The 24186-nt window shown below is 72.5% G+C and carries 26 protein-coding genes and 1 pseudogene; 12 read left to right on the plus strand and 15 right to left on the minus strand.

Annotated elements, in window-relative coordinates; all coding sequences use genetic code 11:
* Together VH969_RS26410 and VH969_RS26415 are read left to right on the plus strand one after the other, a co-directional pair.
* Positions 1-338 (plus strand): annotated as a pseudogene (locus VH969_RS26410) (hypothetical protein); the annotation flags it as partial.
* Positions 338-892 carry a hypothetical protein gene (locus VH969_RS26415; protein ID WP_331978931.1) on the plus strand — a complete coding sequence of 185 codons (555 nt, stop codon included), beginning with the start codon at positions 338-340 and terminating at the stop codon, positions 890-892. The pseudogene VH969_RS26410 and the gene VH969_RS26415, both read left to right, overlap by 1 nt.
* Before the next feature lie 4 nt (positions 893-896).
* Here VH969_RS26415 and VH969_RS26420 read toward each other — a convergent pair whose 3' ends face one another.
* Genes VH969_RS26420 through VH969_RS26430 form a run of 3 tightly spaced genes read right to left on the minus strand, consistent with a single transcriptional unit; the run spans position 897 to position 3591 of the window.
* Positions 897-1247, minus strand: coding sequence for an MmcQ/YjbR family DNA-binding protein (locus VH969_RS26420; RefSeq protein ID WP_331978933.1), 351 nt, complete (start codon positions 1245-1247; stop codon positions 897-899).
* Between the two features lie 10 nt (positions 1248-1257).
* Complete coding sequence (locus VH969_RS26425) at positions 1258-3258, minus strand: sigma-70 family RNA polymerase sigma factor (RefSeq protein ID WP_331978935.1); 2001 nt, start codon at positions 3256-3258, stop codon at positions 1258-1260.
* 3 nt (positions 3259-3261) lie between these two features.
* Positions 3262-3591, minus strand: coding sequence for a YciI family protein (locus tag VH969_RS26430; RefSeq protein WP_331978937.1), 330 nt, complete (start codon positions 3589-3591; stop codon positions 3262-3264).
* A 136-nt stretch (positions 3592-3727) separates the two neighbouring features.
* On the opposite strand from VH969_RS26430, the gene VH969_RS26435 reads away from it, so the two are divergent.
* The 3 genes from VH969_RS26435 to VH969_RS26445 all read left to right on the plus strand — a co-directional run bounded on the left by VH969_RS26435 (position 3728) and on the right by VH969_RS26445 (position 5056).
* The gene (locus tag VH969_RS26435) at positions 3728-4393 is read left to right on the plus strand and encodes a DUF998 domain-containing protein (RefSeq protein WP_331978939.1); all 666 of its coding nucleotides are present in this window, start codon (positions 3728-3730) and stop codon (positions 4391-4393) included.
* 223 nt (positions 4394-4616) lie between these two features.
* On the plus strand, positions 4617-4829 hold the full coding sequence (locus VH969_RS26440) for a hypothetical protein (protein ID WP_331978941.1): 213 nt from the start codon (positions 4617-4619) through the stop codon (positions 4827-4829).
* Complete coding sequence (locus VH969_RS26445) at positions 4826-5056, plus strand: hypothetical protein (protein WP_331978943.1); 231 nt, start codon at positions 4826-4828, stop codon at positions 5054-5056. The genes VH969_RS26440 and VH969_RS26445 overlap by 4 nt, the downstream gene beginning before the upstream one ends.
* Before the next feature lie 17 nt (positions 5057-5073).
* Here the strand turns inward: VH969_RS26445 and VH969_RS26450 are convergent, their stop codons facing one another.
* The 4 genes from VH969_RS26450 to VH969_RS26465 are packed head-to-tail and all read right to left on the minus strand — an operon-like array spanning position 5074 to position 8043.
* Complete coding sequence (locus VH969_RS26450; protein WP_331978945.1) at positions 5074-5916, minus strand: SMP-30/gluconolactonase/LRE family protein; 843 nt, start codon at positions 5914-5916, stop codon at positions 5074-5076.
* A gap of 44 nt (positions 5917-5960) precedes the next feature.
* The gene (locus tag VH969_RS26455; protein WP_331978947.1) at positions 5961-6773 is read right to left on the minus strand and encodes a maleylpyruvate isomerase family mycothiol-dependent enzyme; all 813 of its coding nucleotides are present in this window, start codon (positions 6771-6773) and stop codon (positions 5961-5963) included.
* Complete coding sequence (locus tag VH969_RS26460) at positions 6770-7465, minus strand: DsbA family oxidoreductase (protein WP_331978949.1); 696 nt, start codon at positions 7463-7465, stop codon at positions 6770-6772. The genes VH969_RS26455 and VH969_RS26460 overlap by 4 nt, the downstream gene beginning before the upstream one ends.
* The gene (locus VH969_RS26465) at positions 7462-8043 is read right to left on the minus strand and encodes a TetR/AcrR family transcriptional regulator (RefSeq protein WP_331978951.1); all 582 of its coding nucleotides are present in this window, start codon (positions 8041-8043) and stop codon (positions 7462-7464) included. The genes VH969_RS26460 and VH969_RS26465 overlap by 4 nt, the downstream gene beginning before the upstream one ends.
* 73 nt (positions 8044-8116) lie before the next feature.
* On the opposite strand from VH969_RS26465, the gene VH969_RS26470 reads away from it, so the two are divergent.
* Complete coding sequence (locus tag VH969_RS26470; RefSeq protein ID WP_331978953.1) at positions 8117-8779, plus strand: HAD family hydrolase; 663 nt, start codon at positions 8117-8119, stop codon at positions 8777-8779.
* Here VH969_RS26470 and VH969_RS26475 read toward each other — a convergent pair.
* Genes VH969_RS26475 through VH969_RS26485 form a run of 3 tightly spaced genes read right to left on the minus strand, consistent with a single transcriptional unit; the run spans position 8776 to position 12212 of the window.
* Entirely contained in the window at positions 8776-10542 is a 1767-nt protein-coding gene (locus VH969_RS26475) for a choline/carnitine O-acyltransferase (protein WP_331978955.1), read from the minus strand. The genes VH969_RS26470 and VH969_RS26475 overlap by 4 nt on opposite strands.
* Complete coding sequence (locus VH969_RS26480; RefSeq protein ID WP_331978957.1) at positions 10539-11333, minus strand: class I SAM-dependent methyltransferase; 795 nt, start codon at positions 11331-11333, stop codon at positions 10539-10541. The genes VH969_RS26475 and VH969_RS26480 overlap by 4 nt, the downstream gene beginning before the upstream one ends.
* Positions 11334-11348: 15 nt before the next feature.
* Positions 11349-12212: a HalD/BesD family halogenase gene (locus tag VH969_RS26485; protein WP_331978959.1), complete on the minus strand. Its 864-nt coding sequence runs from the start codon at positions 12210-12212 to the stop codon at positions 11349-11351.
* 180 nt (positions 12213-12392) lie between these two features.
* On the opposite strand from VH969_RS26485, the gene VH969_RS26490 reads away from it, so the two are divergent.
* Complete coding sequence (locus VH969_RS26490) at positions 12393-12902, plus strand: DUF4383 domain-containing protein (protein ID WP_331978961.1); 510 nt, start codon at positions 12393-12395, stop codon at positions 12900-12902.
* A 6-nt stretch (positions 12903-12908) separates the two neighbouring features.
* On the opposite strand, the gene VH969_RS26495 is transcribed toward VH969_RS26490, so the two are convergent.
* The 5 genes from VH969_RS26495 to VH969_RS26515 form a co-directional block, all read right to left on the minus strand.
* The gene (locus VH969_RS26495) at positions 12909-14096 is read right to left on the minus strand and encodes an NAD(P)/FAD-dependent oxidoreductase (protein WP_331978963.1); all 1188 of its coding nucleotides are present in this window, start codon (positions 14094-14096) and stop codon (positions 12909-12911) included.
* The gene (locus VH969_RS26500; protein WP_331978965.1) at positions 14083-15351 is read right to left on the minus strand and encodes an NAD(P)-binding domain-containing protein; all 1269 of its coding nucleotides are present in this window, start codon (positions 15349-15351) and stop codon (positions 14083-14085) included. The genes VH969_RS26495 and VH969_RS26500 overlap by 14 nt, the downstream gene beginning before the upstream one ends.
* Before the next feature lie 72 nt (positions 15352-15423).
* On the minus strand, positions 15424-15987 hold the full coding sequence (locus VH969_RS26505) for an OsmC family protein (RefSeq protein ID WP_331978967.1): 564 nt from the start codon (positions 15985-15987) through the stop codon (positions 15424-15426).
* Positions 15988-16133: 146 nt separating this feature from the next.
* On the minus strand, positions 16134-16718 hold the full coding sequence (locus tag VH969_RS26510; protein WP_331978969.1) for a carboxymuconolactone decarboxylase family protein: 585 nt from the start codon (positions 16716-16718) through the stop codon (positions 16134-16136).
* Between the two features lie 98 nt (positions 16719-16816).
* A complete protein-coding gene (locus VH969_RS26515; RefSeq protein WP_331978971.1) occupies positions 16817-17914 on the minus strand; it encodes an alpha/beta fold hydrolase in 1098 nt (365 codons plus the stop codon).
* Positions 17915-18388: 474 nt separating this feature from the next.
* On the opposite strand from VH969_RS26515, the gene VH969_RS26520 reads away from it, so the two are divergent.
* From VH969_RS26520 to VH969_RS26540, 5 genes are read left to right on the plus strand one after another with little or no spacing between them, the layout of a single operon-like run.
* On the plus strand, positions 18389-20218 hold the full coding sequence (locus VH969_RS26520; RefSeq protein WP_331978973.1) for an ABC transporter substrate-binding protein: 1830 nt from the start codon (positions 18389-18391) through the stop codon (positions 20216-20218).
* Between the two features lie 7 nt (positions 20219-20225).
* Positions 20226-21221: an ABC transporter ATP-binding protein gene (locus VH969_RS26525; RefSeq protein ID WP_331978975.1), complete on the plus strand. Its 996-nt coding sequence runs from the start codon at positions 20226-20228 to the stop codon at positions 21219-21221.
* Positions 21196-22233 (plus strand): ABC transporter ATP-binding protein, encoded by a 1038-nt coding sequence (locus VH969_RS26530; RefSeq protein WP_414638623.1) that lies wholly within the window; start codon positions 21196-21198, stop codon positions 22231-22233. Before VH969_RS26525 ends, VH969_RS26530 begins: the two co-directional genes overlap by 26 nt.
* 9 nt (positions 22234-22242) lie before the next feature.
* Positions 22243-23187 carry an ABC transporter permease gene (locus VH969_RS26535; RefSeq protein ID WP_331978980.1) on the plus strand — a complete coding sequence of 315 codons (945 nt, stop codon included), beginning with the start codon at positions 22243-22245 and terminating at the stop codon, positions 23185-23187.
* Positions 23188-23190: 3 nt separating this feature from the next.
* Positions 23191-24156 carry an ABC transporter permease gene (locus VH969_RS26540; RefSeq protein ID WP_331978982.1) on the plus strand — a complete coding sequence of 322 codons (966 nt, stop codon included), beginning with the start codon at positions 23191-23193 and terminating at the stop codon, positions 24154-24156.
* The last annotated feature ends 30 nt before the right edge of the window (positions 24157-24186 follow it).

Here is a 24186-nt window from a genome sequence, read left to right on the forward strand (position 1 = left end):
CCAAGCCCACGAAGGCGAAGAACCGCGACGCGCTTGTCGACGGCGCCCCGCCACCCCCGCCCCCGAACACCGGCGGCGACGACGGGGGGAGTGACCCGGGCACTACCGACCCCGGCACCCCTTCGGACAGTCCACCGGCGAGCGATCCGCCGCCGGACAACCCGCCGGCGAGCGATCCGCCCTCGGACAACCCGCCGGCGAGCGATCCGCCGCCGGACAACCCGCCACCGAGCGACCCACCCCCGGACAACCCGCCACCGAGCGACCCGCCGGCGAACCAGGATCCGCCTCCGGCAGACCCGCCGTCCGGCGAGCCGCCGCCGAGTGAGGGTGCCTGATGAGCGATCTCGGTGCGCCGCCGCCGCGGCCGAGCACGGCCCGGCTCTCGATGCCGCCGATGGCCGCGCTCGAGGAGCTCTCCCGGCCGATGGTCATCACGTTCTCGTTCTGGTGCTGGATCCTCGGCAGCCTGCTGGCTGGCGCCACGGGCGCCCTCGCGGCGACGAAGGTCGACGCCATGCGCACGGAGTTCGCCCGCATCGCGCGCGACCGGGACGCCGATGCCGCGAAGTCCACGATCGACAGCGTCGCGTCCGCGTCGGTGCTGATCGTGATCGGCACCGGGGTGCTGCTGGCGGTGCTGGGCCTGCTGCTCGCGTTCGCCATGCGGACGGCCCGCGGCTGGGCGCGCCTGTTCCTGACGGTGCTCGCGATCATCGGCGTGGGCTACGCCGCGGTGGTCGTCTCCGCGCTGACCGACCCGATGCTGGAGGACCTGCGCACGCTCGTGACCGCGGGCCTGCTCGCGTACACGGTGCTCGTCGTCGTGGCCGCGGTCTGGATGTACCTGCCCGGGTCGAACGCCTGGTTCCGCCGTCCGAAGGGAAAGTAGGCGCTCAGGCCAGCCGCGCGCGGACGGCCTTGGGCAGCGTCGCGACGACGCGCTCCCACGAGTGCTCGACCATCTCGGCGATCTCGTCGCCGGGGACGCTCCCGTCGAGGACGACGGTGTTCCAGTGCCGCTTGTTGGTGTGGTAGCCGGGCATGACGGCGGGGAACTGGGCGCGGAGCTCGAGCGCCAGGGAAGGCTCGCACTTGAGCGTCACCCGCGGCGGATCGCCGGCGGGCTGCATGATCGCGAACACCTTGCCGGCGACCTTGTACACGTTGACATCCGGCCCGAAGGGGTGATCCAGCGCCGACTCGGGCAGCCCGAGGGCGACCCGCTCCACGTCCTCCGGTGTCATGCCCTCGACCCTATCCGGCGGCGGACGCGCGACGGCCTCTCCGTTCGGCCCGGGGTATGAGGCGGCGCAGGGTGTAACCGGTGCCGGCCGGGTCCAGCGGCTTGGTCGCCTGCTTGAACAGGTACTCGGCGCGCTCGTAGGACAGGCGGCGGCGGCCGGTTTCCGGGCACAGGTCCGCGCCGGGCGGGGTGCGGGAGGGGGCCGGACGGCGCTCGGACAGGAAGAGCGGGCCTCGGGTGCGGCCGGCGACCAGCCGGGGGAGCAGCCGCGCCGTCTCCGCCCGCCAGGCCACCCAGTCCCCACCACCGGTACGGGCCCGGCGGTCGTCCCAGTCCACGTCCTCCACGTTCAGCGACAGCACGACGCGCGCCGGCACGGCCGACTCGTGCACCAGCCGCCACAGCACTCGCTCCCGCAGCGGCACCTCCGGGCGGTTCCACAGCTCCGCGAGCCACGCGTGGTCGAGCGGCTCGGCGCGCGCCGGCGCCGACGCCCGGCGGTCCACATCGGACGCCAGGTCCACGGACGCCCACGCGCCGAACGACCGCACGGCCGCGCGGTGCCGGTTCCACGTCGCCGCCGCGGCCGAGCCCCATGCCGTCGTGAACACGCGCGCCACGTCGGCCGCGGTCAGCGTGGCGAGTGGTCGCCGGTCGCCGAGGGCCAGGCGCAGGCGGCGCATCGTCTGGCCGTACGCGCGTGCCGTCGCGGTGTCCAGTTCGGACCGGGCGAGGAACGACGCGGCCGCTTCGGCGAGGGTGACGCCCGAGTCGCCGGCCGGCAGGGACGCCGCCCGGCGCAACAGGAACGCGCGCTCGGCGGCGTTGCGGGTCAGCGCGGCGGCGCGCTCGAACTCCAGCCGCGCCTGCGCGTACCGGCCGAGCCGCACGAGCAGGTCGCCGCGCACCCCGGGCAGCAGGTGGTAGTCGCGCAGAGCCGGGTCACCGGCGAGCTCGTCGACGAGTGCCAGCCCGGCCACCGGCCCCCGCGCGTTCCCCACCGCGACCGCGCGGTTTAGCCGGACGATCGGCGTCGGCAGCTGGTGGACGAGCCCGTCGTAGAGGGTCGCGATCTGCGCCCAGTCGGTCTCCTCGGCGGTGCGGGCCTGCGCGTGGCACACCGCGATCGCCGCCTGCAGCACGTACGGACCGGGCCGCCCGCCGAGCTCGCGTGCCCGCAGCATCGCGGTGAACCCGCGGCGGATCAGCAGCTGGTCCCAGCGCCCCCGGTTCTGCTCGTGCAGCTGGACCGGCTCGCCCGACGGGCCGGCCCGCGCGGCCGAGCGGGACTCCTGGATCTCCATCAGCGCGACGAGCCCGTGCACCTCGGGCTCGCCCGGTGCCAGCTCGGCGAGCAACCGGCCCAGCCGCAACGCCTCCAGCGTGAGGCCCGGCCGCATGAGGTCGTCCCCGGACGTGGCCGAGTAGCCCTCGTTGAAGATCAGGTAGACGACCTCGAGCACCGACGACAGCCGCCCGGCCAGCTCGGCCGCGTCCGGCAGCTCGAACGGCACGCCCGCCGCGGCGAGCGTGCGCTTCGCGTCGGCGATCCGCTGGGCGACGCGCGCCTCGGTGGTGAGGTACGCGCGGGCGATCTCCGCCGCGGTCAGGCCGCCGACCAGCCGCAGCGTCATGGCCACCCGGGCCTCGGTGGGCAGCACCGGGTGGCAGGACATGAAGATCAGCCGCAGGACGTCGTCCGGCTCGTCGTGGGCCTGCTGCGCCTCGCGGGCGAGCTCGGCCTGCTTGCGCTCCAGTCGTTGCGCGCGCCGCAGGTGGTCGATCGCGCGGCGCTTGGCGATGGCCGTGAGCCAGGCGCCCGGGTTGTCCGGGACGCCTGACTCCGGCCACTGCTCCAGTGCCGCGACGAGCGCGTCCTGCGCGAGCTCCTCGGCCAGGCCGACGTCGCGCACCAGCCGCGTCAGCCCGGCGATGATCCGGGCCGACTCGAGCTTCCAGACGGCCTCGATCGTGCCGTCGGTCGAGCCACCGCTCCGGCTGGTGTCCGGCACGTGCTAGTCCGCCGGCCCGAAGACCTGGTGGATCAGGCTCTCGCCGTCGCCGACGATGCCGCGGAAGCGGCGGGCGAGCTCGAGCGCCTCCTCCTTGGACCGCACCTCGACGAGCGCGAAGCCGCCGACGGCCTCCTTCGCCTCGGTGTACGGGCCGTCGGTCACGGTGATCTCGCCGCCGGACGAGATCATCCGTGTGCCGCCGGGTTCGAGGCCGCCGGTGGCCAGCAGCACGCCGGCCGCCGCCGTCTCCTGGATGAACTCGGCCATCTCCGCCTGGAGCTTCTCGTCGGGGTTCTGGTCGCCGCCCTTGGCCAGCATCAGGTAACGCATGGGCCTTCTCCTTCTCGTCGTGGCTCTTGCCTGTGCATCGGCGTCGAACGGGGCGGTGTGACAGGGAATGCGCTCGTTCCCTGTCACATCGCGGGATCGACGCGTCAGCGACACCGGCCAACAGGAAGGCGCCGACATGACCACCACCCACACCCCCGCGGCCACCACGACGACCCGGGTCCCGACCCGCACGCTGCTCGGCTGCGTCGCGGTCGCCGGCCCGCTGTGGGCGGTCCTCTCCGTGGCACAGGCGGCCACCCGCGAGGGCTTCGACATCACGCGCCACCCGCTGAGCGCGCTCGCCAACGGCTCACCGGGCTGGCTGCAGGTCGCGAACTTCATCGTCGCCGGCGTGCTGACGGTCGCCGGCGCGAGCGGGCTCCGCCGGGTCCTGCACGGCACTCGCGGCGGTACCTGGGCGCCCCGGCTGGTCCGCGGCTACGGCCTCGCGATGATCGCCGCCGGGCTCCTGCGGATGGACCCGGGTGCCGGGTTCCCCGCCGGCACGCCGGACACGGTGCCGACGTCGATGAGCTGGCACAGCTACGGCCACATGGCCGCCGGCACCGTCGCGTTCGCGTGCCTGATCACCGCCTGCTACGTCCTGGGCAGCCACTACCGCCGCGCCGGGAACCGCCGCGACGCCGCGCTGTCCCGCAGCGCCGGCACCGCGCTGCTCGCCGGCGACCTGTGGGCGTCCGGCGGCGGCACGGCCGGCTCGCTGACGCTGGCCGTCGGCGCGATCGCAGCCATGGTCTGGATCTCCGTGGTGGCGGCCCGGTACCGCCGCGCCGCGCGCTAGCCTGCGGTGAGTGACGACGATCAAGCTCGGCTTCGCCCTGTCCCAGTACGGTCCACTGGGGCAGGGCGGTTCGCTTGCCCGCTTCGCCAGGACGTCGTGAGTGGCGGGCGGCTCCTGCCCGGGTTCGGCCTCGGCTGGTCGCCCGACGAGTACACGGCCACCGGCGTGCCGTGGCGCGGTCGAGGGCGCGGCTCGACGAGTCGGTCGACGCTCTCGAGGCACTGTGGACGCCGAACCCGGCCGGGTGCCGGGGACACGTGCCGACGGTGCCGAGTCGCATGTGGACCTCCGGCCGGTACCGCGGCCGCGGCCGCCGATCCACCCCGGCGGCACGCGCGAAGCGGCGCTGCGGCGGATCGGCCGCCGCGCCGACGGCTGGCTGCCCGGCGTGCTGGTGCCACACCGGCGGCCGCGCTGCGCGGCCGGCGCGAGGTGATCCAGGAGGCCGCCGTCGCGACCGGGCGTGGGGATGCCGACCTCCCCGCGGTGCTGCGCCTCAACCTCGTCCCCGGGACGACCGCGGACCGGCCGCCGACGAGCTGCGCGAGCTGGCCGCGGAGACCGGCATCGTCGACGTTCGCCGGCCTGATGCACGTCGCGGCCGAAGTGGACGGTGCGCTACGCATCGTCGCCGAGCTGCTCGAGCGGCCGGGCGGCGAGTGAGTGGCGCGGTGCGGAACTCACGGCCAGCCCGCGCCCGGCACGTCCACGTCGATCGCGACGACCTGGCCGGAGCCGGGCTCGACCATCTCCGTCTCGGTCATGCCACGCCACCGCGCGGCGACCGCGAACAGCGTCGTCCCGTGTGGACCACCCAGCACGCACGCGAACCCGCCGCGGTCCAGCTCGATCCGCGCGAGCTCGGCGCCGCCCTCGGCGATCCGCGCGCAGCACCGGTTCGGCACGTCGGCGTACCAGACGGTGCCGTCCGCGTCGAGGCAGATGCCGTCCGGGGTGCCGACGCCGAGGTCGGCCCAGACACGCCGGTTCGCGAGCCCGCCGTCCGCCTCGATGTCGAACGCGACCAGCGCGTGCCCGTGCGAGTCGGCGACGATCAGCGTGCCGTTGTCCGGAGTGACCGCCATGCCGTTGGGAAACGCGATGCCGCCGCCCACCTCGCGGACCGAGCCGTCCGGCGTGACCAGGTGGACCGCGCCCGGCCGGACCTCACCGGGCGTGGCCGGGTCGTAGCCGACGCTGTCGATGTAGGCGTTGCCCCGGCCGTCCACCACGATGTCGTTCCAGCCCGCCCGGCCCAGCTCCGCGTGCGTGGCGAGCGACCCGTCCGGCTCGCGGCGCAGCAGCAGCCCGCGGGCGGCGTCCACGACGAGCAGCCGGCCGTCGGGCGCCCACGCGGTGCACAGCGGCAGCGCTGCCACCTTGGCGACGACCTCGGCGCCGCCGTCGTCGTCGAGGGCCAGGACCTCGCCCGCGGTCCAGTCGGAGACGTACAACCGTCCGTCATGCCAGCGCGGCGACTCGAGCAGGCCGCGCCCGGTGAGCAGAGTCCGAATCTCGTTCATGCCCCCTACACGAGCGGCCGCGTCCCGGATCGACAGCCACCGCTTCAGATCGTGAACGGGAGGGCGTGGACGATGCGGGTGCCGAGGTCGGTGTCGCCCTCGATGGTCACCTCCGGCAGCCGTTCGGCCACGGGACCGCGGCCACCCGCCAGGCGGCTGAGCAGGGTCGAGGACAGCCGCAGCGTCGTCGTCGCCGGACCCGGCAGCTCGTCGACGAGCGAGGCGCGGCCCGCGACCAGGACGTGCCAGGTGCCGCGGATCGGACCGGTCAGCTCGACCGTCACGCCCGCGCCCTCCGGGGCGGCCGCCTTCTTGCCGACGAGGTAGCCGAGGGCGCCGATGATCTCGGCGAACGCCAGCTCCGCACCCGGGCCGTCCTCGTGGCCGGCTACGCCGACGGCCTCGCGGATGTCCTGCTCGTGCATCCAGCAGTCGAACAGCCGGATCCGCATGAACCGGCCGAAGGTGGCCTGGCCGGCCGGCGTCCACGACGGCGCGTCGAAGTCCGCCTGCGTCATGGCCTCCAGGGCCTTCCGGCGCGTCGCGGTGATGTCGCGGAACCGCTCGAGCATGCGTTCCGGGCTCTCCGCACGCAGCCCCTGGACCCAGAGCTCGTTCGCCGCGCCGATGTCGTTGCGCACGTGGGGGAGCGCGCGCACATCGGTGGCGCACGGCGGCGGCGCCTGCCCGTCGAGCGCGCACTCGGTGCCGATGATGTGTGAGACGTTGTCCCGCACGGTCCATTCGGGCAACGCGGTCGGCCACTCCCACTGCTCCGGACGAAGCGAGGTCAGCAGGTCGTCGATGGCCGACCACTCGGCCACGAGGGCGGGGACGACGGCATCCTTCTCGATCACGAGACACTCCCGAGGTCGATCACTTCGCCACGGTTCACGCTGACCCAGTCGCGGCCGCGCAGGTAGGGCCGCAGCGTGTCGGCGATCAGCGCCTGGTCGGCCGGCGCCTTGGGCCGCTGCAGCTCGTAGACGTGCGGGAACTCGGCCATGCCGGTCACGACCTGCCACAGCCGCACGGCGTCCGCCCCGGCCGGCGGGTCGACGAGCACCGGGCCGAACACGCAGTGGCCGCCGGGCAGGAACAGCGTCGGCACGCCGAACCCGCCCGCGTCGATGACCCGCTGGTGGTCGGCCCGGACCTCGTCGTGGGTCGTCTCGTCGGCGAGCGCGGCGTCGAGCAGCTCCGGCTCGACCCCGATGCCGGCGAGGAGCTTCCGTGCCACGTCCGGGTCGTGCGGCTTGCCGCCCTCGGCGTGCAGCAGCCGGCCGGTCGCGGCGTACCAGGCGTCGAGCAGGTCCATGCTCCGCCTGCGGAGCACGGCGCCGATCCGCATCAGCGACCAGCCGTAGGACCACGCGCGCTCCCAGGGGTGCTTCTTGCCCTCGAACCGGTTGACCTCCTCCAGGCTGAAGAATCTCCAGTGGACGGTCAGGTCGAGCTCGTCGCGCACGTTCCGGATCCACCGTGCGGTCTGGTAGGCGAAGGGACACATGGGATCGAAGTGGAAGTCGACGGTCACTCCGACGGTCACGCTGCCTCCCGGACGTTCGTGGTGATCATCGCGCGCAGCCCCGCGGTGATCTCGGCCGCCGGTGCGCCGGAGACCTTGGCGAGCAGGATCAGCCCCTGGATCTGGGCGAGGATCATGTGTGCGAGCGTCGCCGGCGTGACGCCGTCGTGGAGGGCGCCCGCGTCGGCGGCCGCCCGGCAGGCATCCGCGAGCCGTGCCTCCCAGCGCGCGAAGACCCCGGCGACGTGCGCGCGCAGCTCGTCGTCCGTTGTGGACAGTTCGGCGGCGAGGTTGCCGAACGGGCAGCCGACGACGCGGCCGAACCTCTTCTCGAAGCCGGTCTGGATCTGCGTCACGGCGTCGGCGACCGCGAACAGGCGCTCGGCGGGGGAGCCGTCCGCCGCCAGGCGCCGCTCCAGCTCGCCCGCGTGCAGGTCGACGACCGCCTTCGCGAGGTCCGCCTTCGACGGGAAGAAGTGGTAGAAGCTGCCCTTCCGCACGTCGGCCGCCGTGCAGAGGTCCGCGATGCCCACGGACTGGTAGCTGCGGGTGAGGAACAGCCGCGCGGCCGACCGGACGATCCGGTCCCGTGTCTGCATGCACCGGGACGCTAGCGGCGAGTTGACCGGTCAGTCAAGTGTGCGGCACCGGGATGTGGGTAGTGCTGTGGGCATGATTGCGGTGTTCGACGTGGATGGCACGCTGGTCGACACGAACTACCACCACGCCGTCGCGTGGTTCCGGGCGTTCCGCCGGGTCGGCGTGACCGTGCCGGTCTGGCGGATCCACCGGTCGATCGGCATGGGCGGCGACCGGCTCGTGGCGGCCGTCGCCGGCGACGAGGTCGAGGCCGAGCACGGCGACCGGGTGCGTGAGCTGTGGGCCTCGGCCTTCGCGCCGATGCTCACCGAGGTCACTCTGCTGGCCGGCGCCCGCGACCTGCTGCTGGCGTTCCGCGAGCGTGGCGACACGGTCGTGCTGGCGAGCTCCGGCAAGCCCGAGCACATCGACCACTACCTCGACCTGCTCGACGCGCGCTCGATCGTGCAGGCGTGGACGACCGCGGAGGACGTGGACGCCAGCAAGCCCGCGGCCGACCTGCTCGAGGTCGCGCTCGACAAGGTGAAGGGCGACGGCGACGAGGTCGTGACCATCGGCGACTCCGTCTGGGACTGCCAGGCCGCGGAGCGGCTCGGCGTCCCGACGGTCGGCGTGCGCACCGGCGGCTTCGGTACCGAGGAGCTCGTCGAGGCCGGCGCCGCGGTCGTCTACGAGGATCTCCCGGAGGTACAGGCGAACCTGGACAAGCTGCCGACGGCCCGCCCGAAACGCTAGTCCGCCAGCAGCTCCTGCAGCTCGTCGATGGCCGCGGCCAGCTCGTCGGCGTAGCGGTCCATCTGCTCGGCCACGCTGCGTGGGGTGCTCAGGTAGATGTTGAGCCGCTCGGGCAGCAGCACGTACGCGACGCCGATGCACTGCGGGCTCGTCGAGCCGAAACCGAAGTACTGGATGTCGACCGACGGCACCGCGCTCGTGCTCAGGTAGTCGTCGCGCATGACGAGCCAGCCGGGGCTCTCGTACAGCGCGAGGTCCCCGGGTAGACCGCGGCGCTTCCCGATCAGCTGCAGCTCCCAAAGGTGCTGCTCGGGCGCGTCGCCGGCCTGGCACTCCTTGGCCCGGGCCACGTGTGCGGCGGCCGCCGCCCGCAACGCCGCCCGCCGCGTCTCCCGGTCCGCGGCCGGGTCCTCCATCGCGGACACGAACGTCAGCACCTCGGGCGTGACGACCCGCATCGCCTCGGTCCGGCCGTGCCGGAAGTGGCGGGTGGCGATCGACTCGTACGTGGCGCCGGTCAGCCCCTTCGCGCGGCGGTGCGCGAGCTGGTAGGCCATCTGCACGAAGGCGTCCGGCGACACGCCGAGCGCCTTCGCCCGGCTCGAGCCGAAGTCCGGGAACGACAGCGCTCGGGTCGCGGTCGCGTCGGCGTAGGCGGCGAACGACTCGCCGGCCGCGCGCACGGTTGCGCGCAGCTCGTCGTCGAGCGTGAACTCGATCGGCGTCACCTCGGGCAGCCCGCGGACGGCCGGCCGGGTGAGCGGGCCGAACAGGGTGCCGACGAAGCTGAGGATCGTGGTGCCGTCCAGCCCGCAGTGCTCGACGTTGATCCCTGCCGCGCCGTCCGGGAACACGATCAGCGAGAACGACTTGTCGAACCACCGGTTGCCGCTGTCGCCGTGCAGCAGGTGGTCGCACGCCTGCTGGGTGCCGGCGGGGGAGTCGTGCTCGAGGCACAGGCAGAACAGCGCGGCCTCGATCTCGTCGAGCGCGGCCGCGTTGCCGGGATGGGCGTCGAGGAGCGCCTGCCGCGAGGCCGCCCACTGCGCGCGGGCCATCGTGGTGAGATGCCCGGCCGAGGTCGACGGGTCGTCGGTCACCGGTGCGGTCTTCATCAGCGTCTGCAGCGCGGCGGCAAGGTCCTCGCGGTCGTAGGGCCGCCCGTCCTGGTCGAACACGTCGAGCCGGTATGGCGTGCTGCGGTGGAACACGACGATGTGCCGCGCGGTCGAGGGGCCGGGGTGCGCCTCGCTGTAGGGCGCGCGGACGGTGTCCTGCGCGGCGCCGGGGATCCGGGTGGTGGAGAACAGGAACTTGTTCTGCACCATGGACTGCGGCCGCCCGCGCGTCGTGGCCGGCGGGATCTCCTCGGCGTCGAGCCGCAGCTTGTAGTCCGCGGCCGCGGCGATGAGCCCGGCCGCGCGCGTCACCTGGTCCTCGCCGGAGTCGTGGAACAGGAAGAAGAAGTTGGCGTTGAGCGCGATCCGGTCGCGGCGGCCGAGGTAGCGGGTGGCCCAGAAGTCGTCGAGCCAGCTCGCCACGTCCGGGCGCCGGTCGTAGCGCTCGAGCTCGGCCTGTAGCTCGTGGGCGGGGCTTGCCGGTGCGAGGAACTCGGCCACGGCCCGCTCGGTCTGCGCGCGCTGCTCGGCGGTGAGCAGCGGGGCCGACCACTCCAGGAACCGGCGGCAGGTGTCGGTCAGTGCCGGGACCGGCACCCGTGGCAGGTGCTCCTCGTTGCCGAAGGTGCGCTCGCTGGTCGTCACTGGTGTCCTCGTCGGTCGGTGGGTCGGGAAAGGTGCAGCTGGGCACAGAGCCAGCCGTCGAGCTCCTGCTCGCTCGGTTCGAAGCCGTTCGCGCGGACGGCGTCGAGGAGCTGCTCCTGCTCCTGCGCCGAGGCGAACCGGCGCTGCTTGAACAGGCCTTCGACGCCGACGGTCTCGTAGCCGAGGGTGGCGAGGCTGTCGGCGATCGGCGTGTAGGAGAACATGCGCAGCACGAAGTGCGCCATCGAGGGCCGGCGTCCGCCGGGCAGGTCGGCGAGGCGGGCGATGGTCCGCTCGGAGACGTAGCCGATGCAGCCGGTGGAGACGACGAGGTCCGCCTGGGCCAGCACGGCGCTCTGCTCCGGCGTCGGGTCGTCGTTCTCCAGGTCCGCGCGGACGGCCTCGTCGAGGAAGCCGGCCTCGCGCGCGTACGCGAGCGCGGGCGCGGCGACGTCGAGCCCGATGAACCGCACGTCGTGGGACTTCGCGAGCGCGCGGTCGCGGGCGAGCAGCCCCGCGCGGTCGAGGTCCGCGGCCTCCTCGCCGGTGTAATGCGCGTAGAGGTCGTCCATGGTCGCGTCGCACCGGTAGAGCGCGGCGTTGACGCCGTACGAGCAGCCCACGTCCAGCACGGTCGGGTTGGCGCGCTCCTCGATCAGCTTGGCGAAGTACGGCTTCGCGAGCTGCGGCAGGTGGTAGTCCACCTCGCGCAGCGCGGTGAAGAACGGGCGTGGGTCCGGCGCGGTATACACCTCGTCGAAGGAAACCTTGCCGGTCGAGTCGAATGGCACGGGCCGGCCTCCTTGTCAGTCGAGCAGCTGGTCGCCGCGGACGGCGTCCGCCGCGCGGTGCTCGTCCAGCACGCGACCGAACAGCTGGCGGGTGCGCTCGGCGCTGCCGAGCACGCCGGGGCGCTCGCTGTAGGCGAAGATCGCGGTGTGCCGGGCGTGCTCGCCGCGCACGGTGCTGACGCGGTGCAGCGAGTAGCGGCCGCGGAACAGCTGCAGGTCGCCCGGCCGCAGCTCCAGCCGCCGGACCAGGCGCTCGCCGCGGCCGGCCAGCACGGCGGCCACGTCGGCGAAGTTCTCCGACTCGGCGGAGCGGATGTTCGGGCAGTACTCGAAGACGCCGCCCGCCGCCGCCGGTCGGGTCAGCATGCTGACGGTGAACTCGTTGGTGTCGAAGTGCCACGGGTGCGCGCGGCCCGGCGCGATCACGTTCAGCGTGAGCGCGGACAGCGGGTCGGCGAGCTCGTGCAGTGCGGGCAGTGCGAAGCAGTCGGCGACGAACCGCTGGAACACCGGGCTGGCGTAGAGCCGCTGGATGATCGCGGTGGCCGGGATGTGGTCGCGCGCCACGAACGCGTTGCCACGCTCCATGATCACCCGGCCCGGGTGGTCCTCGGGCAACGGGGTGTCGAGCGCGATGTTGTACGCGTTGACCCGCTCGATCCGCGTGTGCGCGAGCGGGGCGATCTCCGCGCACTCACGCTCGAGCTCGCCACGCAGCTCCGGCCGGATGAAGTCGGGGAGCACGCAGCAGCCGTGCCCGGCCAGTTCGTCGCGGGTGCGGGCGACCACCGCGCGCCAGGCGGGCCCGTCGGGGTCGGAGAGCGGGTAGCGGTCGGTGTCGACCATGCGGTCCGCGGACACGGTTCCCGAGGTGCTCATGAGTTCCTTTCGTCACCGGAAATCGTGGCACAACGCGATCGTCTTTCCCGACGCCGGTGACTCAACCCACACACTCGGTAACCGCCCGAGGATTGATCGACTCCGATCCGGGGCATACCGGTTCGGCAACCCTCCGCGTTTCTGACGGCAGAAGGGCCGCGCATAGTGGATCATGACCGCATGGCACACCGGAATCCGGGGCGGCTCGCCGTCGAGGTCATCGCCGCGACGTTCGTCGTGGCGGGTGTCCTCGGGCTGGGTACGGGCGTCGGGGCCCCGCTGACCGCCGACGGAGCCGTCCATCTCGCCCTCGGGTTCACCGGGCTCGCGGCGGCCCGGACCACCCGCGGGGCGCGGGGCTTCCTGATCGCGGGCGGTGTCGTGTTCTTCCTGTGGCACTACGGCGGCGCGGTCGTGCTGACCGACGGGGCCGCGCCCGTCTCGCTGTCGTCGGTGAACGACTGGCTGAACCTCTGGCTCGCGGTCAGCATGATCGCGCTGGCCTGCCTGGTCGGCGACCGCACACGCCCGGTCCCCGCGACGGACGGCCGCGGCGTGGAGCTGTCCGTGTCGTGGCGCGAGGTCCGTGCTCCGGCGGCGCTGCCGAGCGCACGGCCGCGCCGGCCGCGCCCGCCCGCGGGCAGCCGCCCGCCCGCGCCGGGCCGGGGACCGTACGTCCACGGGTTCTGACGCCGATCATCCACAGTGGACAAGCCGGCCGGCGGGCGGTACCGGCGGCAGGTCGGACAGCGTCTTCACCTCGTCGGACATCGCGGCGCTGAGCCGGCGCAGCAGGACCTGGATCTCGTCGTCGGTCCACCCGTGGCCCGCGATCACGTCGGTCAGCTCGAAGAACGTCGACGACAGCTCGTCGCGGGTGCGCTGGTATCCCGCCAGCGCCTCGTGCTCGGGCAGGTCGCCCGCGATGGCCGCGAACAGCGCGCGCGCCAGCAGCTCCGCGTCGCGCAGCGCGTCGGTCTGGCCGTGGGCGGTCAGCGGGTCCTTGAAGTACCCCGCGTCGCCGACCAGCGCCCACCCCTCGCCCCACGACCGCCGGACACGGCCGCGGCTGCCGGTGAACGTACGGAGCGCGGCCGGCGCGGCCGCGGCGGCCAGCCGTTCCGCGAGCGGCGGGGACGACTCGGCCACGATGCGGGTCAGCGTCTCGCGGCCGCCCCGGCCGATCCGCCGCGGCGACGCGCTCACGTACACGCACGCCTGCCCGCCGTTGGTCGGCACCACGCCGGACGCCGCGTCGCGGCGGAAGTTCCACTCGTAGCCGTCGGTCTCGAGGCCGGTCCAGTGCCCGTAGGTCACGGCCGCCACCGACGAGCCGATCCGTTCGACCGGCGCCCGGACCCGTTCGGCCACCGTGGACCGGATGCCGTCCGCGCCGACGACGAACCGGGCCCGGGCCCGGAACACCTCACCGGTGCGCGTGCGGCCCACGACGCCGTCGACCCGCCCGCGCTCGTCGCGGCTCACGTCGGCGACCGCGACGCCGAACCGGACGTCCGCACCGGCCGCGGCGGCCGCGTCCACCAGGATCGGGTCGAGCACCGTGCGCCGCGGCGCGTAGAGGGCGGCCACGCCGAGCGACGGCTTCACGGCGACCGGCACGACGTCGTCCGCGTAACGGAAGGTCGTGCGGTACACCGGCGGCGTGCCGGCCGCGACTACCGCGTCGAGCAGTCCCCACCGGGAGAGCTGCAACACCCCGCCGCGCATCAGCGCATGGGTCGACATCGTGTCGGCGCCGAGGCGGCCCCGGTCGACGAGCAGCACGCGCAGCCCGAACCGGGCGAGCAGCAGCGCGGTGGCCGCGCCGGCGACGCGGGCCCCGACGATCACGGCGTCGTAGGCGGGTCTCTCATGTTCGCGCATGGGTGGTCTCCAGGTGGAGCTGTGCGGGATCGCCGGAGCGTGGCCCGCAGATGTGGTCGGCGATGTCGGCCGCGTCGCGGCCGACCCCGCCGATGAGGTGCGAGCTGCGCCGGTGCTGGAAGCGCTGGCCGAGCACGTACAGGCCCGGCACGCCGGTGCGGCCGCGGTGGTGGCGGATCTCGCCGTGGTCGTCGAGCACGGGGATCCGCAGCCACGGATAGACCCGGCGGTAGCCGGTGGCCCAGACGACGGAGCGGACGCCGGCGGTGCGCAGGTCGAGCTCCTCGATCGGGTGCGACAGGCGGACGGATCGGGTCCGGGTGGGCTCGCCGACCTCGCCGCGCAACCCGACCGCGTCCACGTACCGGTCGATGCGTTCGAGCAGGCGGTGCAGCCGGCGGTCCGCGGTGCCGACGGTGACCGGCAGGTCGGGCGAGAGCCGCACCCGGTGGCCGTCGACGCCGCGCACCCGGCCTGCGAGCCGGACCCCGGCGGCGGCGAGCGTGGCGAGGTCGAGCGGACGCCGGCCGGTCCTGCCGACCAGCTGTGCCGACGGCTCGCGGCGCGCGCGGGCCGGGTCGGGCATCTCGTCGATCGTCCGGTCGAGCACGCCGAGGCGCTCGAGCCACCAGTAGATGTCCATGCCGCGGTAGCTGCGCGGCATGCGGGTGTGGCCGCCCACGGCGAGCGTCACGTCCCGCCCGGCGGCACGCAGCTCCTCGGCGAGCTGCGCCCCGGTCGCCGACGCGCCGACCACGAGGACGCCACCCGCCGGCAGCGAGCCGGGGTCGCGGTAGTCCCCGGGCGTGGCCTGGTGTACCGCCGCGGCCATGTTCCGGCTCATCGCCGGGACCGCGGGCCGGTCGCACCAGCCGGTGGCGACGACGACGTTCGCGGCGCGTCGCACACCGTGCGCGGTGGCGACCTCGAACCCGCCGGCGCGCAGGCGCAGCGTCTCGACGCCGGCGTGCTCCTCGACGGGTGCGCCGAACGACCGGGCGTAGTCCTCGAGATCGGTCGTGAACGCGCCGGCCGCGGCGAAGCCGTCCGGGTCGGGGCCGCGGTAGGGCCGGCCGGGCAGCGCGTTCATCCAGTTCGGGGTCAGCAGGCGCAGGGAGTCCCACCTGCCCCGCCAGCGCTCGCCCACGCGGCCGTGTTCGAGCACCACGTGGTCGCGCCCGCGGTCGGTGAGGCACCGGCTGGCGGCGAGGCCCGCCTGGCCCGCACCGATGACGACGGTGTCGGTGGTGGACAAGGGAAACTCCTTGCTCGAGGGGTTCCGCCGGGCCGGATCGGACCGGCCGGCCCGGCGGGTGACCGGGAGCCGTCAGCCGGCGTCGACGTCGATCGACACGGGCACGCCGGCCGTGACGACGTCGTAGACGGCCGAGCGGCGGCGGGACTGCTCGACGACCTTGCGCAGCTTCGCCGGGTCGTCGCCGCGGAGCACGAAGCTGACCCGGATGCCCTGGTAGCCGTTGCGCACCTGGTCGTCGAGCCCGAGGATGCCCATCAGGTCGATGTCCCCTTCGACGGTCGACGTGACCTCCGTGAGGTTCACCCCGCGGGCGGCGGCGATGTTCGCGATGCCCGCGGCCAGGCACGCGGCCAGCGCGTGCAGCACGTACTCCACCGGCGTCGGACCCTGGTCCGAGCCGACCAGCACCGGCGGGTGGTCGGCGTCGAACGTGAACGGCTCCCGGTGCGCCATCTCCTGCTTGGCGCCGTGGAAGTCGTGGATCGTCGATCTGTTGTGCGTTCCGCTGACCCAGCGGTTGCTGGCCCGGAACTGGAACTTCGCGATCTCGGGGTCGCCCTTGACCGCGTCGAGCGTGGCGAACAGGGTCGCCGTGTCGACGCCGTTGCGGAGTGTGTTCTCGGTGGTGGTCATCTGACTATCTCCTTCGACTACGGGGTTTCGAGGCTCGCCGACGAGGCGGGCCGGGCACATCCGTGCCCACCACGGATTCGGTGCTTCGGTGGCCGGCACGGATGGTGCGAACCGGGCGCACACTGATGGGCGTGACGCGGTTCGGCTCACGCGCGTCGCCCGTAGGTGACGGCCTCGACGACGGGCGGCGGGGCGATCTCGTAGAGCGTCTCGTCGGGAAGCACTCCCAGCGCGTCGTTGACCGTGGCGAACGCGAGGCGCGCGGCGACGAACACGGTGATCGCGAGGATCTGCGCGTCGTCGTAGCCGGCGTCGCGCAGCGGCTGCAGGTCGCCCGCCTCGGTGCCGTTGGGGTCGGCGGTCATCGCGCGTGCCCACCTGGCGAGCGCGCGCTCGGCCGGGTCCAGCGCCGAGTCGTCGCCGCGCAGCACGCCCTCGGCGGCCCCGACGCCCGCGGCGTTCGCGAGTTTCATGCCCCATACCAGCGAGCAGTACGCGTCGCGGACCGTCGACGCGCAGGCGACCACCAGGACGGCCCGCTGCCGGAAGCTCAGCGACGCGGCCTTGGCGGCCGCGCCCATGAGCCCGAACAATCCTGTGTGGAGGTCCGGCTGGTGGCTCCACAGCCGGGACACGTTCATCACGTAGCCGACGTTGTCGGCGTCGCGGCCGCGCATGTGGTCGGTGGGTTCGGCGGTGGCGAGGAAGCTCGCGGTCTCGGTCGTCGTCATGCGGCGAAACTACGAACGCGGCGGCTTCCGGCGCGTCGGCGCGTGCACGCAACTTCCGGCTCGCGAGGCGCGGCGGGGTGTCGGGTTGCGCGTAGCGGTCAGGCGCGGGAAAGCAGCCGCGCGACGGCGGCGGCGCGGGCGGCCTTGCCCTGGATGCCGAGCTTCGCGTACGTGTTGTGCAGGTGCCGCTCGACCGTCCGCACGCTGAGCGTCAGGGTCCGCGCGATCGCCGCGTTGTCTTGCCCCTCGGCCGCGAGCCGGAGCACGTCGAGCTCGCGCGCGGAGAGCACGGATGCCGCGGCGGCGGCCGCCGGCGTGCGCGGGGCACGGCGTTCCGGTGCGAGGAACCCGCCCACCTCGTCGATGAACACCCGCCACGCCGGTTCGTCGCCCAGCACGATGTGGTTCGCGCTCTCCAGCACCACCAGGCGCGCCCCGGCGATGCCCGAGGCGAGGAACCTGCTCTCCTCGAAGTCGTTCATCCGGTCGCCCCGCGAGTGCAGCACGAGGGTCGGGATGTCCAGCTGCGGCAACAGGTCCACCACGTTGGAGACCTTGCGTTGCCGGCGGCCGTTGAGCGCGTTCTCCGCCGAGGTGGACACGCGCTGCAGCTCGTCGAGCCAGGACATCTGCTCCTCGGTGGCGCCGGGGATCATCAACGACGTGAACACCCGGCGGAACGCGGAGTCCGGCCGTGCCCAGCCGACCTTGATCAGCCGCTCGAACGTCTCGTCCAGCTCGAGGTCGTCGGGTGTCGGATCGCGGAACGCGGCCGCGTAGCTGCCGTAGAACAGCAGCCGGGAGACCCGCTCCGGATGCCGCACCGCGTAGGCGATCGAGGGCGGGCCACCCTGGGACATCCCCATCAGCGCGAACCGGTCGAGCCCGGCGTCGTCGACCACGGCCTCGATGTCCGCGATCTGCGCCTCCAGGCCGAAGTTCTCGACCTCCCAGTCGGAGAGCCCGTACCCGCGCTCGTCGTACCGCACGACCGTGGCGATCTCGCCCAGGTCGGCGAGGAAGTGCCGCCATACCGGGCTCTGCCAGTCGTGCTGTAGGTGGCTGAGCCAGCAGGTCGCGATGACGAGCGGCGGCCCCGACCCGTGCCGCGCGTACGCGATCCGGGTGCCGTCGGCGGACCGGCAGAACCGCAGCTCCTGCGGCGGCTGGCCGGTACCGCGGCTCGTCCCTGCCACGTGGCGAATCGTACCTACCAGGAGCGATTACCGTCAGCACGCCGCGGGGCGCCAATTACCGTTGCCTTGTGCCACCGGCCGGGCACGTTGCGTAGGACCGGCAATTCCTGAGAACTGTCTGTGGGTTCGCTGAGAAATCGCCCAACAAATGTCGTTTGTAAGGCTGGTGTCAAGCCTTGGCGTGATGCTACGGTAAAGCAATCGGAATGGCTCGGAACGGCATTAATCAGGCGTTCGCCGTCCTACCCGACAAATCGCCGGACATTCGATATAAGAATGGCGGCGAAATGGTTGTGTTTCGCTAACGAATGCGATCCCGCGCTACCTTTCCCGAGTTGCCGGCCTAACCTCGCGGACGCAATTTACCCATACCGTGCCCGGGGACATCCGCGCGCCTGGGGTGGTACGCGCACGTCCGCCGGACCCGCTCATGTCAATGGCGAGGTAGGAATGGTTGCGTTCAGTAAAGGTGCGGTGGCAGCGTCCACCCTCACTCTCGTCGCGCTCGGCCTCGCGGCCTGTGGCAACAGCGGCGACCACACCTCTTCCGGCGGCAGCGGTGGTGGCCAGGGCGGCAGCTACGGCTACAACCAGACCGCCAACGTCAACGCCACCGGCAGGCCCGTGACCGGTGGCACGTTACGCATCGTCGGCAACGCCGACGTCGACCATCTGGACACCGCGTCCGCGTATTACACGACGAGCTACTCGCTCGAGCGCACCTTCACCCGCCAGCTGTTCAGCTATCCGGCCTCGACCGACAAGAACAAGGCGCTGCAGCCGGCACCGGACATCGCGACCGAAATGCCGACAAAAGACAACGGCGGCGTCAGCGCCGACGGGAAGACCTACACGATTCACCTGCGGCCGGACGTCGAGTGGAACACGAAACCGGCCCGGCCGGTCACCGCGCAGGATTTCGTGCTCGGGTTCAAGCGGCTGTGCAACCCGACCCAGAACTCGGTGGGCGCGCCCGGCTACTACGAGAACACGATCGCGGGAATGAAGGACTACTGCGCGGCGTTCGCCAAGGTCCGCCAGGACGTCCAGTCGTTCCGGAAGTTCATCACCACGCATGACCTCAGCGGCATCGAGGCCGTCGATGCGAACACGCTGAAGTTCACCCTGCTCGCGCCGGCCGGCGACTTCGTCAACATCCTCGCCGAGCCGTTCTCCTCGGCCGCGCCGGTGGAGTACCTGAACTACCTGCCCGACGACGCGAACTTCCGCCAGCACACGATCTCCGACGGCCCGTACGCGATCACCAAGTACGTGCCCGGCCAGTCCTACGTGCTCGAGCGGAACCCGGCGTGGCAGCAGAGCTCCGACCCGCTGCGCCACCAGTACGTCCAAACCATCCAGGTCACGCTCGGCCCGGACGAGAACGGCGTGCAGCAGCAGATCGCGGCCGGCACGCAGGACCTCGAGTGGGACACCACCGTGCCCACCGCGAACGTGCCGCAGCTGAAGTCCGCGGCCGACGCCCGGCTAGGCATCTACCCGAACTACGACACGAACCCGTTCCTGGTGTTCAACCTGCAGAGCCCGAACAACGGCGGCGCGCTGGGCAAGGTGAAGGTCCGCCAGGCCCTCGAGTACGCCATCGACAAGGTGGCCATGGGCCAGATCTACGGCGGCCCCGCGCTGAACACGCCGCTCGGTCAGGTCATCCCGCCGGGCAACGTCGGCTACCAGAAGATCGACCCGTACGCCACGACGGACGGCAAGGGCGACCCCGCGAAGTGCAAGAGCATGCTCGCGGCCGCCGGCTACCCGCACGGCCTGACGCTCACCGACGTCTACCGCACCTCCGGCAAGCACCCGGACGTCTACCAGTCCGTGCAGGCCGACTTCGCCAAGTGCGGCATCAAGGTCGTCGGCAAGCCGTCCGCGGCGAGCGACTACTACGGCAAGTACCTGTCCGACCCGACCGCCGCGAAGAAGGGCGTCTGGGACATCTCCGAACCCGGCTGGGTTCCCGACTGGTACGGCGACAACGGCCGCGCGATCGTCGAGCCGCTGTTCGACGGCCGCACCTACGGCCCTGGCTCGACCGACTGGGGCGACTACAACAACGACCAGGTCAACGCCGACATCGACAAGGCGCTGGCGGCCACGAACAAGGCCGACGCGGACGCCGCCCTGCACGCCGCCGACGTGCAGATCATGAAGGACGCCCCGATCGTCCCGTTCCAGACCCAGTCCACCCCGTTGATGCGGTCGACCCGCGTGCACAACGCGATCTTCTGGCCGTTCTCCACGCAGTACGACTACACCAACGTCTGGCTGAGCCCGACGAGCTGAGCCGGCCATGACACTGCTGTCGGTAAGGGACCTGCGGGTCACGTTTCCCACCGCGGACGGCTACGTCCGGGCCGTCCGCGGCGTGTCCTTCGACGTCGATGCCGGGCAGACGCTGGGCATCGTCGGTGAGTCGGGTTCGGGGAAGACGGTCGCTACCCAGACCCTGCTCGGGCTCACCCGCGGCGCCGAGGTGAGCGGGGAGGCGCTGTTCGAGGGCCGGAACCTGTTGACCATGCGCCCGGATCAGCTGCGCGCCGTTCGGGGGGCGCGCATCTCGACGATCTTCCAGGACCCGCTGTCGAGCCTGCACCCGCTCTACCGGGTCGGCTGGCAGATCGTCGAGATGATCCGGGCGCACCGCGACATCGGCAAGGAGGCCGCCCGCCGGCGGGCGATCGAGCTGCTGGCCATGGTCGGCATCCCGCGGGCGCGGACGCGGGTGGACGACTACCCGCACCAGTTCTCCGGCGGGATGCGGCAGCGCGCGATGATCGCGATGGCGCTGGCGCTCGACCCGAAGCTCATCATCGCCGACGAGCCGACGACCGCGCTGGACGCCACCGTGCAGGCGCAGATCCTCGACCTGCTCGCCCGGCTGCGGGACGAGCTCGGCACGGCGCTGATCGTGATCACCCACGACCTCGGGGTGGTCGCCGACATCGCGGACGAGGTGCTGGTGATGTACGCCGGCAAGCTCGTGGAGGTCGCCGACCGCCGCACGGCGTACTACGAGCCGCACCACCCGTACACGAAGGGGCTGCTGGAGTCGATCCCGGGCGCGGCGGGCACGCATGGTGCGCTGCGGCCGATCCCGGGCCAGCCGCCCAGCCTCATCGCCGTGCCCAGCGGCTGCGCGTTCCACCCGCGCTGCCGCTACGTCATGGCCGAGTGCGTGACCGACGAGCCGGAACTGCGCGACATCGGCTCGCCCGCGCACCGTTCCGCGTGCTGGCTGCCCGCCTACCAGGTCGGACTCGATGAGGGAGGAGTCCGAAGTGGATGATCCGGACGTGTTGCTGCGCGTGGCCGGCGTCGTCAAGCACTTCCCGATCCGGCAGGGAATCGTGGTCAAGCACCAGATCGGCTCGGTGCGCGCGGTCGACGGCGTCAGCCTCGAGGTGCGGCGCGGTGAGACGCTGGGCATCGTCGGCGAGACCGGCTGCGGCAAGTCGACGCTGGCCCGCTGCATGACCCGGCTGCACCCGCTCACCGCCGGCACGGTGACGTTCGACGGCCAGGACATCACGAACCTGACCCGGCGGCGGCTGCGACCGGTCCGCCGCGAGATCCAGATGATCTTCCAGGACCCGTACGGCTCGCTGAACCCGCGCCGGCGGGTCGGCTCGATCATCGGCGACCCGTTCGCCATCCACGGGCTCGCCGACGGCCTCGAGCGCAAGCGCCGGGTCCAGGAGCTGATGGAGCTGGTGGGCCTCAACCCCGAGCACTACAACCGGTTCCCGGCCGAGTTCTCCGGCGGCCAGCGCCAGCGCATCGGGGTGGCCCGCGCGCTCGCGCTGCGGCCGAAGCTGATCGTCTGCGACGAGCCGGTGTCCGCGCTGGACGTGTCGATCCAGGCGCAGATCATCAACCTCCTGGCGGGCCTGCAGGGCGAGTTCGGGCTGACCTACGTGTTCATCGCGCACGACCTGTCCGTCGTGGAGCACGTGAGCGACCGCGTCGCGGTGATGTACCTCGGGAAGGTCGTGGAGCTGGCCGACGCGGCCGGGCTCTACGGCCACCCACGCCACCCGTACTCGGCCGCGCTGCTCTCCGCCGCCTCGGTGCCCGATCCCGACCTGGCCGACCGCCGCGAGCGGATCATCCTCACCGGCGACGTGCCGTCCCCGGTCGACCCGCCGGCCGGCTGCCGCTTCCACCCGCGCTGCCCCAAGGCGCGGGACCGGTGCGCCGCCGAGGAACCCGGGCTCGTCGTGCGGGCCGCGGACCCGCCGGCGCACCTGACCGCGTGCCACTTCCCGGTCGAGGCCGGGGAGAACCTGGCCCGGGCGTGAGGAGGCCGCATGTCCACGACCGACCGGCGCCCGGCCCTCGCGGTCGGCACCGAGGAGCCCGGGCAGCCGGTGGAGGGGCGCAGCCCCTGGCGGCTGGCGTGGGACCGGCTGCGCCACGACCGCGTCGCGGTCGTGTGCGCGGTGTTCATCGGCCTGCTCGTGCTCGTGGCCGTGCTCGCCGAGCCGATCAGCATGCTCGTCGGATACGGCCCCACACAACAGGATCGGACGGGCGGCATCACGACGGATGGCCTGCCGACGCCGCCGAGCCCGCACCACCTGCTCGGCACCGACAACCTCGGCCGGGACATCCTCGTCCGCATCGTCTACGGCAGCCAGGTCTCGCTGCTGGTCGGCGTCGGCGCCGCGGTCGCGGCCGTGGTGATCGGCGTGGTCGTCGGGCTGTGCGCCGGCTACCTCGGGCCGGCAGTGGACACGGTGCTGGCGCGGCTGATGGACGTGGTGCTGTCCTTCCCGTTCCTGCTGTTCGCGATCGCGCTGGTGACGGTGGCCGGGCCGAGCGAGCTGATCGAGATCGCGGTGATCGCGTTCTTCTCCTGGGCCGCGGTCGGGCGCATCGTGCGCGGCCAGACGCTCGCGATCCGGGAGAAGGAGTACGTCGAGGCCGCGCGCTCGCTCGGCGCGGGCGACGTGCGGATCATGTTCGTGGACGTGCTGCCGAACCTCGTCGCGCCGGTGATCGTCTACACGACACTGCTCATCCCGGTCTCGATCGTGTTCGAGGCGACGCTGTCCTACCTCGGCGTCGGGATCATCCCGCCGACCCCCAGCTGGGGCAACATGATCAGCGACTCGCAGAACTTCTACCAGGTGGCCTGGTGGTTCCTCGTGTTCCCCGGCCTCGCGCTGGTGCTGACGACGCTCGCGTTCAACCTGCTCGGCGACAGCGTCCGCGACGCGCTCGACCCGCGCACCGAGTTCCGGGGACGGTGAGCGATGGTCCGCTTCCTCGTCCGCCGCCTGCTGACCGGGATCCTCGTGATCTGGCTGATCAGCGTGATCGTGTTCGGGCTGTATTTCGTGGCCCCGCACAACGTCGCGACGCTGCTGCTCGGCAAGTTCGCCGCGCAGGACCAGCAACTGGTCGCGTCCGTCACCCACCAGCTCGGCCTGGACCAGCCGATCCGAGTCCAATATGGACACTTCGTCGTCCGGCTGCTGCACGGCGACCTCGGCTACTCCTACTACAGCCACCAGCCGGTGACCACGCTGCTCGCGCAGGCGCTGCCGGTGACCGCCTCGCTGGCGATCGGCGCCGCGATCATCTGGGTGACGCTCGGGGTGCTGATCGGAGTGCTGTCCGCGACCCGCCCGCGGAGCTTCCTCGACCGCGGCGCGACTCTGTTCGCGCTCACCGGGCTGTCCTTCCCGACGTTCGTGCTCGGCCTGCTCCTGCTGTACTTCCTGTTCTACCGGTTGCACGTGGCCGGCGTGGACTTCTTCCCGGGCGGAGGCTACGTCCCGCTGACGCAGGACCCGTGGCAGTGGGCGGTGCACCTGATCCTGCCGTGGATCACGCTCGCGGTCGCGACGATGGCCGTGTACGTGCGGCTCACCAGAGGCCAGCTCATCGAGACCCTCGGCGAGGACTACATCCGGACCGCGCGGGCGAAGGGGCTGCGCGAGAGCCGGGTGACCTACCGGCACGGCCTGCGCGCGGCGCTGATCCCGATCGCCACGCAGTTCGGCATCGACGTGGCCACCCTGCTGGGCGGCGTGATCGTCACCGAGCAGGTGTTCGGCCTGAACGGGCTCGGCCGGATGTCGGTCCAGGCGGTGACGAACTCCGACGAACCGGTCATCATCGCGATCGTCCTGCTGGCCGCCGTGTTCGTCGTCGCCGCCAACATCGTCGTGGACCTGCTCTACGCGGTCCTGGACCCGCGGATCCGGCTGTCCTGACCACGCGTGCCGTGGTGCTCGCGGGTTGGG

It is taken from the genome of Actinophytocola sp., assembly GCF_036555685.1.
Taxonomy (GTDB): Bacteria; Actinomycetota; Actinomycetes; order Mycobacteriales; family Pseudonocardiaceae; genus Actinophytocola.

Excerpts from the sequence above, each read along its gene's own strand:
- VH969_RS26415 (WP_331978931.1), top strand. The coding sequence starts at position 338 with ATGAGCGATCTCGGTGCGCCGCCGCCGCGGCCGAGCACGGCCCGGCTC.
- VH969_RS26420 (WP_331978933.1), bottom strand. The coding sequence starts at position 1,247 with ATGACACCGGAGGACGTGGAGCGGGTCGCCCTCGGGCTGCCCGAGTCG.
- VH969_RS26430 (WP_331978937.1), bottom strand. The coding sequence starts at position 3,591 with ATGCGTTACCTGATGCTGGCCAAGGGCGGCGACCAGAACCCCGACGAG.
- VH969_RS26435 (WP_331978939.1), top strand. The coding sequence starts at position 3,728 with ATGACCACCACCCACACCCCCGCGGCCACCACGACGACCCGGGTCCCG.
- VH969_RS26450 (WP_331978945.1), bottom strand. The coding sequence starts at position 5,916 with ATGAACGAGATTCGGACTCTGCTCACCGGGCGCGGCCTGCTCGAGTCG.
- VH969_RS26465 (WP_331978951.1), bottom strand. The coding sequence starts at position 8,043 with ATGCAGACACGGGACCGGATCGTCCGGTCGGCCGCGCGGCTGTTCCTC.
- VH969_RS26470 (WP_331978953.1), top strand. The coding sequence starts at position 8,117 with ATGATTGCGGTGTTCGACGTGGATGGCACGCTGGTCGACACGAACTAC.
- VH969_RS26485 (WP_331978959.1), bottom strand. The coding sequence starts at position 12,212 with ATGAGCACCTCGGGAACCGTGTCCGCGGACCGCATGGTCGACACCGAC.
- VH969_RS26490 (WP_331978961.1), top strand. The coding sequence starts at position 12,393 with ATGGCACACCGGAATCCGGGGCGGCTCGCCGTCGAGGTCATCGCCGCG.
- VH969_RS26495 (WP_331978963.1), bottom strand. The coding sequence starts at position 14,096 with ATGCGCGAACATGAGAGACCCGCCTACGACGCCGTGATCGTCGGGGCC.
- VH969_RS26505 (WP_331978967.1), bottom strand. The coding sequence starts at position 15,987 with ATGACCACCACCGAGAACACACTCCGCAACGGCGTCGACACGGCGACC.
- VH969_RS26510 (WP_331978969.1), bottom strand. The coding sequence starts at position 16,718 with ATGACGACGACCGAGACCGCGAGCTTCCTCGCCACCGCCGAACCCACC.
- VH969_RS26525 (WP_331978975.1), top strand. The coding sequence starts at position 20,226 with ATGACACTGCTGTCGGTAAGGGACCTGCGGGTCACGTTTCCCACCGCG.
- VH969_RS26530 (WP_414638623.1), top strand. The coding sequence starts at position 21,196 with ATGAGGGAGGAGTCCGAAGTGGATGATCCGGACGTGTTGCTGCGCGTG.
- VH969_RS26535 (WP_331978980.1), top strand. The coding sequence starts at position 22,243 with ATGTCCACGACCGACCGGCGCCCGGCCCTCGCGGTCGGCACCGAGGAG.
- VH969_RS26540 (WP_331978982.1), top strand. The coding sequence starts at position 23,191 with ATGGTCCGCTTCCTCGTCCGCCGCCTGCTGACCGGGATCCTCGTGATC.